This is a genomic window from Streptomyces sp. NBC_00259, from assembly GCF_036181745.1.
In the GTDB taxonomy this organism is placed as follows: Bacteria; Actinomycetota; Actinomycetes; order Streptomycetales; family Streptomycetaceae; genus Streptomyces; species Streptomyces pratisoli.
The window spans coordinates 5,769,726-5,782,270 of sequence record NZ_CP108080.1 but is presented as its reverse complement, the minus strand read 5'-3'; the positions used below and the strand labels follow the sequence as shown (position 1 = coordinate 5,782,270).

11 protein-coding genes are annotated in these 12,545 nt (G+C 68.9%); 2 read left to right on the top strand and 9 right to left on the bottom strand.

Translation table 11 applies throughout. The annotated features are described in order from the left end of the window. Window positions 1–397 precede the first annotated feature (397 nt). The 3 genes from OG766_RS26260 to thyX form a co-directional block, all read right to left on the bottom strand. Window positions 398–2,083, bottom strand: a complete 1,686-nt coding sequence (locus OG766_RS26260) for a ribonuclease J (RefSeq protein ID WP_266384085.1) — start codon at window positions 2,081–2,083, stop codon at window positions 398–400. 112 nt (window positions 2,084–2,195) lie between these two features. Further along, window positions 2,196–3,095, bottom strand: a complete 900-nt coding sequence (gene dapA / locus OG766_RS26255; protein ID WP_266384083.1) for a 4-hydroxy-tetrahydrodipicolinate synthase — start codon at window positions 3,093–3,095, stop codon at window positions 2,196–2,198. Window positions 3,096–3,284: 189 nt separating this feature from the next. Then, window positions 3,285–4,022, bottom strand: coding sequence for an FAD-dependent thymidylate synthase (gene thyX / locus OG766_RS26250; RefSeq protein ID WP_266384081.1), 738 nt, complete (start codon window positions 4,020–4,022; stop codon window positions 3,285–3,287). A gap of 189 nt (window positions 4,023–4,211) precedes the next feature. On the opposite strand from thyX, the gene OG766_RS26245 reads away from it, so the two are divergent. Together OG766_RS26245 and OG766_RS26240 are read left to right on the top strand one after the other, a co-directional pair. After that, window positions 4,212–4,460 carry a hypothetical protein gene (locus OG766_RS26245; RefSeq protein ID WP_328726324.1) on the top strand — a complete coding sequence of 83 codons (249 nt, stop codon included), beginning with the start codon at window positions 4,212–4,214 and terminating at the stop codon, window positions 4,458–4,460. A 125-nt stretch (window positions 4,461–4,585) separates the two neighbouring features. Then, complete coding sequence (locus OG766_RS26240; RefSeq protein ID WP_266384078.1) at window positions 4,586–5,143, top strand: hypothetical protein; 558 nt, start codon at window positions 4,586–4,588, stop codon at window positions 5,141–5,143. 53 nt (window positions 5,144–5,196) lie between these two features. Here OG766_RS26240 and OG766_RS26235 read toward each other — a convergent pair whose 3' ends face one another. From OG766_RS26235 to eccD, 6 genes are all read right to left on the bottom strand, one after another. Beyond that, window positions 5,197–5,640, bottom strand: a complete 444-nt coding sequence (locus tag OG766_RS26235) for a tetratricopeptide repeat protein (RefSeq protein WP_266384076.1) — start codon at window positions 5,638–5,640, stop codon at window positions 5,197–5,199. A gap of 8 nt (window positions 5,641–5,648) precedes the next feature. After that, complete coding sequence (gene dapB / locus OG766_RS26230; RefSeq protein ID WP_266384075.1) at window positions 5,649–6,428, bottom strand: 4-hydroxy-tetrahydrodipicolinate reductase; 780 nt, start codon at window positions 6,426–6,428, stop codon at window positions 5,649–5,651. A 13-nt stretch (window positions 6,429–6,441) separates the two neighbouring features. Continuing rightward, entirely contained in the window at window positions 6,442–7,821 is a 1,380-nt protein-coding gene (locus OG766_RS26225) for a M16 family metallopeptidase (RefSeq protein WP_266384074.1), read from the bottom strand. Continuing rightward, window positions 7,818–10,046, bottom strand: a complete 2,229-nt coding sequence (locus OG766_RS26220) for a polyribonucleotide nucleotidyltransferase (RefSeq protein WP_266384072.1) — start codon at window positions 10,044–10,046, stop codon at window positions 7,818–7,820. The genes OG766_RS26225 and OG766_RS26220 overlap by 4 nt, the downstream gene beginning before the upstream one ends. A gap of 278 nt (window positions 10,047–10,324) precedes the next feature. Continuing rightward, window positions 10,325–10,612 (bottom strand): 30S ribosomal protein S15, encoded by a 288-nt coding sequence (gene rpsO, locus OG766_RS26215; RefSeq protein ID WP_030943387.1) that lies wholly within the window; start codon window positions 10,610–10,612, stop codon window positions 10,325–10,327. Window positions 10,613–10,919: 307 nt separating this feature from the next. After that, window positions 10,920–12,422: a type VII secretion integral membrane protein EccD gene (gene eccD, locus OG766_RS26210; RefSeq protein ID WP_266384070.1), complete on the bottom strand. Its 1,503-nt coding sequence runs from the start codon at window positions 12,420–12,422 to the stop codon at window positions 10,920–10,922. Window positions 12,423–12,545 lie beyond the last annotated feature (123 nt).

Below are 12,545 nucleotides of genomic sequence, written 5' to 3'. Positions count from 1 at the left end.
TCCACGATGGGAGACGGGGTATCAACTAATCTGGCGTTGATTTTTGGCACGCTGTTGAGTTCTCAAGGAACGGACGCTTCCTTCGTACTCACCCGCAGAACATTCTCTGGGGCTTTCCTCCGGGCGCTTCCCTTCGGTGTTTCCAACCTTACCAGATTCTTTTTCCGTTCCGTTCCCGGTTCGGATTTCGTTTCCAGTGGCCGTTGGAGGGCCTTTTGCCTTTCGGCTGATCCGACTTTATCAGAGACTCTGAGTCGGAATTCCCGCCCCGTTGAGTGGACCTTCCGAGCGCACATCAGTGCGCTGGACTTCCCTCAGGCGGAGCCGTAAACGTACTGGAGCGGAGCGGCCGATGCAAATCGAGGGCCGCCCCGCTCCAAGATCACCCGACGAGGTGTCAGACCTCCACCACGACAGGCAGGATCATCGGGCGCCGACGGTAGGTGTCGGAGACCCACTTGCCGACCGAGCGACGGATGAGCTGCTGCAGCTGGTGGGGCTCGGAGACCCCGTCGGCCGCGGACTTGTGGATGGCTTCCTGGATCTTCGGAATCACCGCGTCGAAGGCGCCGTCCTCGATACCCGAGCCACGGGCGTGGATGTTCGGGCCGCCCACGATCTTGCCGGTCGTGGAGTCCACCACGACGAAGACCGAGATGATGCCCTCGTCGCCGAGGATGCGGCGGTCCTTCAGGGACGACTCGGTGACGTCGCCGACCGAGAGGCCGTCGACGTACACGTACCCCGCCTGGACCTTGCCCGTGATTTTGGCCTTGCCGTCCAGCAGGTCGACGACGACGCCGTCCTCGGCGATGACGATGTGGTCCTTGGGGACGCCCGTCATGGCCCCGAGCTCGGCGTTGGCGCGCAGATGGCGCCATTCGCCGTGGACCGGCATGAGGTTCTTCGGCTTGCAGATGTTGTAGAAGTACAGCAGCTCGCCGGCCGAGGCGTGGCCCGAGACATGGACCTTGGCGTTGCCCTTGTGGATGACGTTCGCGCCCCAGCGGGTGAGTCCGTTGATCACGCGGTAGACCGCGTTCTCGTTACCCGGGATGAGTGACGAGGCCAGGATGACGGTGTCGCCCTGGACGATGCGGATCTGGTGGTCGCGGTTGGCCATACGGGAGAGGGCCGCCATCGGCTCGCCCTGGGATCCCGTACAGACCAGCACCACCTCGTGGTCCGGAAGGTCGTCGAGCGTCTTGACGTCGACGACGAGGCCGGCCGGCACCTTGAGGTAGCCGAGGTCGCGGGCGATGCCCATGTTGCGGACCATCGAGCGGCCGACGAAGGCGACCCGGCGGCCGTATTCGTGGGCAGCGTCCAGGATCTGCTGGATGCGGTGTACGTGGCTGGCGAAGCTGGCCACGATGATGCGCTTCTGGGCACCCGCGAAGACGCCGCGCAGCACGTTCGAGATGTCCCGCTCCGCGGGGACGAAGCCGGGGACCTCTGCGTTGGTCGAGTCGACCAGCAGGAGGTCGATTCCCTCCTCGCTCAGGCGTGCGAAGGCGTGGAGGTCCGTGAGCCGGCCGTCCATCGGGAGCTGGTCCATCTTGAAGTCGCCCGTGTGGACGACCATCCCCGCAGGGGTGCGGATGGCGACGGCCAGGGCGTCCGGGATGGAGTGGTTGACCGCGATGAACTCGCAGTCGAAGGGGCCGATGCGCTCGCGGTTCCCCTCGGCGACTTCGAGGGTGTACGGGCGGATGCGGTGCTCCTGCAGCTTGGCCTCGATCAGGGCGAGGGTCAGCTTGGAGCCGATCAGTGGGATGTCCGGCTTGAGCCGGAGCAGGTACGGGACAGCGCCGATGTGATCCTCGTGGCCGTGCGTGAGCACGATGCCCTCGATGTCGTCGAGGCGGTCCCTGATCGTGGTGAAGTCCGGCAGGATCAGGTCGATGCCGGGCTGCTCCTCCTCCGGGAAGAGGACGCCGCAGTCGACGATGAGCAGTCGGCCGTCGTACTCGAAGACCGTCATGTTGCGGCCGATCTCGCCGAGGCCGCCGAGCGGTGTGACGCGCAGACCGCCCTTGGGGAGCTTCGGCGGGGCGCCGAGTTCAGGATGCGGATGACTCAAAAGACTCTCCTCACCACACGCGCCACGTACCGCTTGGGCACGTGGCGCGCATGACATTCGTGCACTTGCTGTTGTCGTTTGGGTTGTTCGTATTCAGTTGTGAAGTCTGTGGTTACAGCTGTACCCCGCCGGCGGCGAGATCGATCTTGAGCTGGGCGGTCTCGCCCTCGGTGAGCTCGACGAGCGGGAGGCGCAGCGGGCCCGCGGGCAGACCCTGCAGGGCGAGCGCCGCCTTGGTGGTGATGACGCCCTGGGTGCGGAACATGCCGGTGAAGACCGGGAGCAGCTTCTGGTGGATCTCGGTGGCCTTCTGGACGTCGCCCTCGGTGTACGCGTCGATCAGGGCGCGCAGCTCGGGGGTGACCACATGGCCGACCACGGAGACGAAGCCGATGGCCCCGACCGAGAGGAGCGGCAGGTTGAGCATGTCGTCGCCCGAGTACCAGGCCAGTCCGCTCCGGGCGATGGCCCAGCTGGCGCGGCCGAGGTCGCCCTTGGCGTCCTTGTTGGCGACGATGCGCGGGTGGTCGGCGAGGCGGACGATCGTCTCGGTGTCGATCGGTACGCCGCTGCGGCCCGGGATGTCGTACAGCATGACCGGCAGGCCGGTGCTGTCGGCGATGGCCGTGAAGTGCCGGTACAGGCCCTCCTGCGGAGGCTTGTTGTAGTACGGCGTGACGGCGAGCAGGCCGTGGGCGCCGGCGCGCTCCGCGGCGCGTGCCAGCTCGACGCTGTGCTGGGTGTCGTTGGTACCGATTCCGGCGACGACGTGGGCGCGGTCGCCCACCGCGTCGAGAACGGCTCGTACGAGCTGGTCTTTCTCCGCGTCACTGGTGGTCGGGGACTCACCCGTGGTGCCGTTGATGATCAGGCCGTCGTTGCCTGCGTCCACCAGGTGGGTGGCGAGCCGCTGCGCGCCGTCGAGGTCAAGTGCGCCGTCCGCCGTGAACGGCGTGACCATGGCGGTGAGGACCCGCCCGAAGGGGATCTGCGGAGTGGAGATCGGAGCCATGGGTAACACGCTACTCGCTGCTCAGCGCGTAGGGCCCCCTCGGGGGACGTGACGTATGCCGTGGTCAGTGGAGCCCGGCACTGCCTGCTCGGGGGTTCAGGCAGTGCCGGGCCCGTTTGATCAGCCTAGATGAACTTCTCGAAACGCCGCAATACGGACACCGAGTAAGGCTGACCGTACATCTGTGCTCTACGGGGCGACACGGCCGTTGCCGTTGAAGGCGGCGTAGGTGAGCGGCATCAGCTTGGCCCAGTGCTCCTCCATCTTCTCGCCCACCATCTCGATCTCCCGCTGCGGGAAGGACGGGACCTTCGCCAGGTCGTGCTGGGTGCGCAGGCCGAGGAAGTGCATCAGCGAGCGCGCGTTGCACGTCGCGTACATCGACGAGTAGAGGCCGACGGGCAGGACCGAGCGGGCGACTTCGCGCGCCACTCCGGCGCCGAGCATCTCGTGGTACGCCTCGTACGCCTGGCGGTACGAGTCCTCCATGACCCGGCCGGTCAGCTCCTGCTGCGCCTGGGTGCCCTCCACGAAGACGTACTTCCCGGGGCGACCCTCCTGCACGAGCTTGCGCGACTCGTCGGGGACGTAGAAGACGGGCTGCAGCTCCCTGTAGCGGCCGGATTCCTCGTTGTACGACCAGCCGACGCGGTGGCGCATGAACTCGCGGAAGACGAAGATCGGGGCGCTGATGAAGAAGGTCATCGAGTTGTGCTCGAAGGGGCTGCCGTGGCGGTCCCGCATCAGATAGTTGATGAGCCCCTTCGACCGCTCCGGGTCCTTCGAGAGCTCTTCCAGGGACTGCTCGCCCGCGGTGGAGACCCGGGCCGCCCACAGCACGTCGGAGTCGCCGGCGGTGTGCTTCACCAGCTCGACGGTGACATCGCTGCGGAAGCTGGGCTTGATGTCGGCGTGGGGGTGTGTCACCGGCGGGGTCCTTCCAGTTGCGTCGCTCGGGCGGCGCCCATTCTCTACGGCGCATCAACTACAACGACAGCCGGGGCGGCTCGTCCCGATTTTCCCTGTGCCAATTCGCCGGAATCGGGCACCAAGTGGCCGTTCTACGCGTCTGTACCAGTAGCCGCGTACCGTCACACACCGAAAGGGGCCCGCTCCATGTTCCGCCGGCGAGAGGCCGTTCCGTTCACATTCGTCGCCGAGGCCGAGCGCTTCCGTAGCAACGTCACCCCGCCTTCCCCGCAGCGACCCAGTGCCTCGCAGCTCGTCGGCCGTACGCTGATCGGCCTGACCGTGGTGGCAGGGCTGGTCGGATCGCTGCTCCTGGGCATGCCGGCCCTGGAGGCCCCGGTCTCCCCCAAGGCGCCGAGCCAGGCCCAGCAGTCCGGGGGCGCCGACGGCCGCTGACCTCCCCCACCGCTCCAACGGGGGCGGGAAGCACCCCCATGGCCCCCCGGGGGTGGTCGGCTGATGGCCGCCTCGATAGCCTCACCGGGCACAAGCCCCATCGTGGTGATGAGTGAGGACCAGCCGTGCCCCTGCCCTTTCTGACGGCGGACCGCGCCTTTGACGCGACGGACGACGATGTCGCGCTGCCGTTCGACGATCAAGACCACGACCAGTGGCGACGGCCGTACCGTCCTGGCCCCTGGCGGGTCGGAGCAGCCGCGCTGATCCTTCTGCTCGCGTCGTTCGTGCTGCTGGCCGCCATGGTCATCGCCTTCGCGGGCGCGCTGCCCGGCGCCGGTGTCTGCATCGGGATCGGGTCGCTGATGATCTGCGCGGCGCTGCGGCTTCTGCGCATCGGCGCCTGGGTGAGCCGGCACGGGCTGCGGCGCGTGGCCTTCTTCTCCACGACGACCCTGTCATGGGGGCAGGTCAAGGCCCTGCGCACGGTGCAGCAGCCGGTGCGGTGGCTCGGGCTGCCGCGCACCGTGCAGGGGCAGGCACTGGTTCTCGTCCGTGAGGGCGACGAGCCGCTCCCGCTGCTCACCGATCACAACGCGGACTTCCTGTCACGCGTCGAGGCGTTCGACCGGGCCGCGGACACCGTCGAGGCCTGGGGCGCGGAGTACGGCGCCGCAAGCTGACCTCGGCTTCGCCCGCCCCGTGACTCATCCCGGGGCGGGCTCCACGACAGCGCTCACGCCGTGCCGTCGTGCAGGGCGATCGCCTTCTGCATGGCCTTGCGGGCCCGCGGGGTGTCCCTGGCGTCGTGGTACGCGACGGCCAGCCGGAACCAGCAGCGCCAGTCGCCCGGGGAGTCCTCGGTCTCCGCGCGGCGCTGGGCGAAGACGGCGTCGGCCGAGTCGCGGTCGATCCGGCCTCCGGGCGTACGCGCCAGCTCGTCCACCGGCAGTCCGCCCTCGGCGTCGAGCTCGGCGGCCAGCGCGTTGGCCTTCCTGACGAACTGGGTGTTCTTCCAGAGGAACCAGACACCGATGACCGGCAGGATCAGCACCGCGACGCCGAAGGTCACGGTGAGCAGGGTGCCGTGCCGGATCAGCATCACGCCCCGGCTGCCGACCAGGACGAAGTAGACGACGAGGACGGCAGCCGTGACGAAGTAGGAGACTTTCGCGCGCATCCGGGCACTCAGCCGAGGTCGAGGAAGTGCTCGAGGCCGAAGGTGAGCCCGGGGGTCGTCACCACACGCCGCACGCCCAGCAGGATGCCCGGCATGAAGCTGCTGTGGTGCAGGGAGTCATGGCGGATGGTGAGGGTCTCGCCCTCCCCGCCCAGCAGGACCTCCTGGTGCGCCAGCAGCCCGCGCAGCCGTACGGCGTGCACCGGCACCCCGTCGACGTCCGCCCCGCGTGCGCCGTCCAGGGCCGTGACCGTGGCATCGGGCTGCGGTGCGCAGCCCGCCTCGGCACGTGCCGCGGCGATCAGCTGGGCGGTGCGCGTGGCGGTACCGGAGGGGGCATCCGCCTTGTTGGGGTGGTGCAGCTCGACGACCTCGACCGACTCGAAGTAGCGCGCCGCCTGGGCGGCGAACTTCATCGTGAGGACGGCGCCGATGGAGAAGTTGGGCGCGATGAGCACACCCGTCGACGGGGTGGGCGCCTCCCCACCGGTGGTGGGGGAAGCGTCCAGCGAGGTGCGCAGATGCGCGAGGCGCTCGTCCGTCCAGCCGGTGGTGCCGACGACGGCGTGGATGCCGTGGCGTACGCAGAAGTCGAGGTTGCCCATCACCGAAGCGGGGTTGGTCAGTTCGACCACGACCTGGGCGCCGGTCTCGGCAAGGGTCTCCAGCTTGTCGCCCCGGCCCAGCGCGGCGACGAGTTCCATGTCGTCGGCGGCTTCGACGGCCCGTACCGCCTCGGAGCCGATACGGCCCTTGGCGCCGAGAACGGCCACGCGCAGCTTGCTCATGCTCTTGCTCTCTCTACGAGACGGATTCGTGCAGTCGGTCGGCCTGCTTGTCCTTGAGCGGGCCGATCACCGACAGCGAGGGCCGTTGCCCCAGGACCTCACGGGCCACCGCGCGGACGTCGTCGGGAGTGACCGCGGCTATGTTCGCCAGCATGTCGTCGACCGACATCTGGGCGCCCCAGCACAGCTCGCTCTTGCCGATGCGGTTCATGAGCGCGCCGGTGTCCTCCAGGCCGAGGACGGTCGAGCCGGAGAGCTGGCCGATGGCGCGGTCGATCTCGTCGTCCGCCAGTCCCTCGTTCGCGACCCGGTCGAGTTCGTTCCTGCAGATCTTCAGTACGTCGTGGACCTGGCTGGGCCGGCAGCCCGCGTAGACGCCGAAGAGTCCGCAGTCGGCGAAGCCCGAGGTGTACGAGTACACGCTGTAGGCGAGGCCGCGCTTCTCGCGGACCTCCTGGAACAGGCGCGAGGACATGCCGCCGCCGAGGGCTGTGTTCAGTACGCCGAGGGCCCAGCGGCGGTCGTCGGTCCTGGCGAGGCCCGGCATGCCGAGGACCACGTGGGCCTGCTCGGTCCTGCGGTCGAGGACCTCGACACGGCCGGCGGTCTTCAGTGTCCTGCTGCCGTCACGGGGGGCGACCGGCAGGCCGTCCGTACGCGTCAGGGCGCCCGCCTTGTCGAAGGCCCTGCGGACCTGGCGTACGACCGTCGCGTGGTCGATGTTGCCCGCCGCTGCGACGACCAGATGGGTCGGGTCGTAGTGCTTCTTGTAGAAGCGGGCGATCTGGGAGCGGTTCAGTGCGTTGATGGTGTCGACCGTGCCGAGCACGGGGCGGCCCAGCGGGGTGTCACCGAACATGGTGTGCGCGAAGAGATCATGGACGACATCGCCCGGATCGTCCTCGGTCATCGCGATCTCTTCGAGGATGACGCCGCGCTCGGCGTCGACGTCCTCGTCGAGGATCAGCGAGCCGGTGAGCATGTCGCAGACGACGTCGATCGCCAACGGCAGATCGGTGTCGAGCACCCGCGCGTAGTAGCAGGTGTACTCCTTCGCCGTGAAGGCGTTCATCTCGCCGCCCACCGCGTCGATGGCGGAGGAGATGTCGAGGGCGGAGCGCTTGTGCGTGCCCTTGAAGAGGAGGTGCTCCAGGTAGTGGGTGGCGCCGTTGAGCGAGGGGGTCTCGTCGCGGGAGCCGACGTGCGCCCAGATGCCGAAGGTGGCGGAGCGTACGGACGGCAGGGTCTCAGTGACGATGCGCAGGCCGCCGGGGAGGGTGGTCTTACGCACCGTACCGATGCCGTGCTCGCCCTGGAGAAGCGTTTGGGTACGGGCGACGGCCCGCGCCTCCGAGGAGGTGCGGGCCGTCGTCCTGGCACTACGGGACGTCACTTGTCGGTGTCGTCCTTCTTCTCGGCATCGTCGCCGGCAGCGTCCTCGTCCGCGATCACGGGGATGAGGGAGAGCTTGCCGCGCTGGTCGATCTCGGCGATCTCGACCTGGACCTTGGCGCCGACCGCGAGCACGTCCTCGACGTTCTCCACACGCTTGCCACCGGCGAGCTTGCGGATCTGCGAGATGTGCAGCAGGCCGTCCTTGCCGGGCATCAGGGAGACGAAGGCACCGAAGGTGGTGGTCTTGACGACCGTACCCAGGTAGCGCTCGCCGACCTCCGGCATGGTCGGGTTGGCGATCGAGTTGATCGTGGCGCGGGCGGCCTCGGCGGCCGGGCCCTCGGAGGCACCGATGTAGATGGTGCCGTCGTCCTCGATCGTGATCTCGGCGCCGGTGTCCTCCTGGATCTGGTTGATCATCTTGCCCTTGGGGCCGATGACCTCGCCGATCTTGTCCACGGGGATCTTGACGGTGATGATCCGCGGGGCGTTCGGGGACATCTCGTCCGGGGTGTCGATCGCTTCCATCATCACGTCGAGGATGTGGAGGCGGGCGTCGCGGGCCTGCTTGAGGGCCGCGGCCAGGACGGAGGCCGGGATGCCGTCCAGCTTGGTGTCGAGCTGGAGGGCGGTGACGAACTCCTTCGTACCGGCGACCTTGAAGTCCATGTCACCGAAGGCGTCCTCCGCACCGAGGATGTCGGTGAGGGCGACGTAGTGCGTCTGGCCGTCGATCTCCTGGGAGATCAGACCCATGGCGATACCGGCGACGGGGGCCTTCAGCGGCACACCGGCGTTCAGCAGCGACATGGTGGAGGCGCAGACCGAGCCCATGGACGTCGAGCCGTTGGAGCCGAGGGCCTCGGACACCTGACGGATCGCGTACGGGAACTCCTCGCGCGTCGGCAGCACCGGCACGATGGCGCGCTCGGCGAGCGCGCCGTGGCCGATCTCGCGGCGCTTCGGCGAACCGACGCGGCCGGTCTCACCGACGGAGTACGGCGGGAAGTTGTAGTTGTGCATGTAGCGCTTGCGGGTCACCGGGGAAAGGGTGTCCAGCTGCTGCTCCATACGAAGCATGTTCAGGGTGGTGACGCCCAGGATCTGGGTCTCGCCACGCTCGAACAGCGCCGAACCGTGCACGCGCGGGATGGCCTCGACCTCGGCGGCGAGCGTACGGATGTCCGTGACGCCACGGCCGTCGATGCGCTTCTTCTCCTTGATGACGCGCTCACGGACCAGGGACTTGGTCAGCGAGCGGTACGCCGCGGAGATCTCCTTCTCGCGCCCCTCGAACTGCGGGAGCAGCTTCTCGGCGGCCAGACCCTTGACGCGGTCCAGCTCGGCCTCGCGGTCCTGCTTGCCCGCGATGGTCAGCGCCTGCGAGAGCTCGTCCTTGACGGCGGCGGTGAGCGCCTCCAGGACGTCGTCCTGGTACTCGAGGAAGACGGGGAACTCGCCGGTCGGCTTGGCGGCCTTGGCGGCGAGGTCGGCCTGCGCCTTGCAGAGAACCTTGATGAACGGCTTCGCGGCCTCGAGACCGGCGGCGACGACCTCCTCGGTCGGCGCCTCGGCGCCGCCCTTGACGAGCTCGATGGTCTTCTCGGTGGCCTCGGCCTCGACCATCATGATCGCGACGTCGCCGTCCTCCAGGACGCGGCCCGCGACCACCATGTCGAAGACGGCGTCCTCGAGCTCGGTGTGGGTCGGGAAGGCCACCCACTGGCCGTTGATCAGAGCGACACGGGTGCCGCCGATCGGGCCGGAGAAGGGCAGGCCGGCCAGCTGCGTGGAGCAGGAGGCGGCGTTGATCGCGACCACGTCGTACAGGTGGTCGGGGTTGAGCGCCATGATCGTCTCGACGATCTGGATCTCGTTGCGCAGGCCCTTCTTGAAGGACGGACGCAGCGGGCGGTCGATCAGGCGGCAGGTGAGGACCGCGTCCTCGGACGGGCGGCCCTCACGGCGGAAGAAGGAGCCGGGGATCTTGCCCGCGGCGTACATCCGCTCCTCGACGTCGACCGTCAGAGGGAAGAAGTCCAGCTGGTCCTTGGGGTTCTTGGACGCGGTGGTGGCCGACAGCACCATGGTGTCGTCGTCCAGATACGCCACGGCGGAACCGGCGGCCTGCTTGGCCAGGCGGCCCGTCTCGAAGCGGATGGTACGGGTGCCGAAGGAGCCGTTGTCGATGACGGCCTCGGCGTAGTGGGTCTCGTTCTCCACTAGCGATATCTCCTCGTCTGCGTCCCCCGGCCCGTGTGGCGGGAGGACGGTGGCGGAGAAGCGCGCCTTGTGTGCGGGCCGGTCTTCGATCGAAGCACCCGGATGATGATTCCGGGGGCCACTACCGAGGACCGGCGGCGGAGGGGCGCTCCTCCTCGTTCGGTGTTCCGTTTTCGGTATTGCGTTGTGCGACCAGACTACAAAGCGTCTGTGACATCCCGCACGTACAGCAAAGGGAGCGGCCCCCTCAGAGTGGGAACCGCTCCCTTCACGGCGTCTTACTTCGCGCCCGCCGCACCACGGCGGATGCCGAGCCGGTCGACCAGCGCACGGAAGCGCTGGATGTCCTTCTTGGCCAGGTACTGCAGCAGCCGGCGGCGCTGACCGACCAGGATGAGCAGACCACGGCGGGAGTGGTGGTCGTGCTTGTGGGTCTTGAGGTGCTCGGTCAGGTCGGAGATCCGGCGCGAGAGCATCGCGACCTGGACCTCGGGGGAGCCGGTGTCGCCCTCCTTGGTGCCGAACTCGGACATGATCTGCTTCTTCGTAGCGGCGTCGAGAGACACTCGGTACTCCTCTTTCGGTTCGATGCGCCTGCGAGTGCCCCTGGTCTTGGTCTCAGGGGAGCTTCCGTTGCTCGGAGGCGAAGGCACGATGGGCGCTGAACTCCAGAGTTTCGATGCTCCGGGGTACGCGTACACAAACGGCCGTTACACAGAGTACCAGCTCGCGGCAGCCGGCCGACCGGGTGCAGGGACCGGCGCGCTCGTGGGGCGCACCGGTCCGTCTCCCCGGTCCTGCTCGGCGGTCCGTCTCCCCGGTCTCGGCGGTCCTTCCGGGCGGACCTTCCGGGCGGTCCTTCTGCGCGCAGGGTCAGGAGGTCAGCGCCCGGATCGAGTGGTAGACGTCGAAGACCGCGAGGCACAGGGGCACGAGCGTCAGCAGGACGGTCGTCTCCGCGATCTCCAGGAAACGGCCCCAGAAGGGGGTGACGCCCTTGCGCGGAACGATCAGCCCGATGGCGATGACCAGTGCGGCGACACCGGCGACCGCGGCGGACAGCCAGACCGTACGGATGTCGAGCGCGGTGCCGTCGCCCTTCAGGGCGGCGTGCATCAGCTCGGTGGGCGGGTTCAGGCACAGCCCGAGGCCGAGCAGTATCAGCGACCCGAGGCCCGCCACGAGGGCGCAGCCGACCTGCGCCGTGTAGCGGAAGAGGTGGGCGCGCATCAGCATGGCGATGCCGGTGGCGAGGGCGAGCAGCTGGCCCCACACGTCGTCGGAGAACCCGAGCACCGCGGCCGATCCGACGGCCAGCAGGGCGCAGCCCCCGACGAGGCCCACGAGCAGCTCGTGGCCGCGACGGGCCTGGGCGGCGATGCGCTCGGCGTCGACCGGGCCCTGCGGCGAGGCGGGCTCGGCCCCGTAGCCGCCGACCGAGGTGCGCGGCGGCTCGAAGCCCACGGGAAGGCGGGCGAAGCGAGTGGAGAGGCCGGGCAGGAAGGCCAGGGCCCCGACGGCGAGCGGGGAGCACACCGCGGCGGTCTCGGACGGCTCCATCCCGGTCACGATCGCGGCGAAGGTGACGAGCAGGCCGATGGCCGCGGCGAAGACGAACGCGACGAAGGGGCCGTCCCCGCCGGGGGCGACCATCATCAGGATCACCGAGACGACCAGCACGGCGGCGCAGGCCAGCAGGAACTGCAGCCGTCCGATGCCCTGCCCGCTCGCCGGCGGCAGCAGTCCCGCGCCGGCGACGGCGGCGTTCGCCATCGCGCCGATGCCCAGGGCGACGGCCGCCCCGCGGTCGTCGTAGACCCGGGCACGTACGCAGGCCAGGGCGAGCAGCAGTACGCCGGCGACGGCGGCCAGGATGCCCGGCAGGCTGTGCATGTTGTGCCGCGGGTCGGCCGACCACAGGACGAAGCCGAGCAGCACCAGCAGCGCCGAGCCGCCGAGGAGCCCGGCGCCGCGCATCAGGGTTTCGTTCCACAGCGTGCGGTCGCGGGCGACCGCGGAGGCGACGGCGTCGGAGACGTCGTCGAACACCGCGGGGGGCAGCGACTCGGCGAAGGGCCGCAGTGAGAGCAGCTCGCCGTCGAGGATGCGCTGCGCGACGAGCGAGCGCGCGCCGTCGAGCACGGTGCCGTCGCGGCGCACCAGGTGGTAGCCGACCGGGGCGCCCGCCGCGGGGCTCTGCCCGGACAGCCGGAGGATCTCCGGATAGAGGTCGGCCACGGGGATGTCTTCGGGCAGAGCCACGTCGACGCGACTGTCCGGCGCGACGACCGTGACCCGGCAGAAGCCGGTTCCGCCGCCGGACGGAGTCGCGGGACCCGGGTGACCGGATCCGGTGGCCGCCGCTGGGGCCGTCATACTCACCTGCTGCATCCCCTCGTGATTCGCATGGACCGTCGGGTCGGCACTGCGTTCCGAATGACCCTTTTTTTGCGGTAGTTCATGCGTGCGCAAACACGTCGCGCCACCCTACCGCCCGCC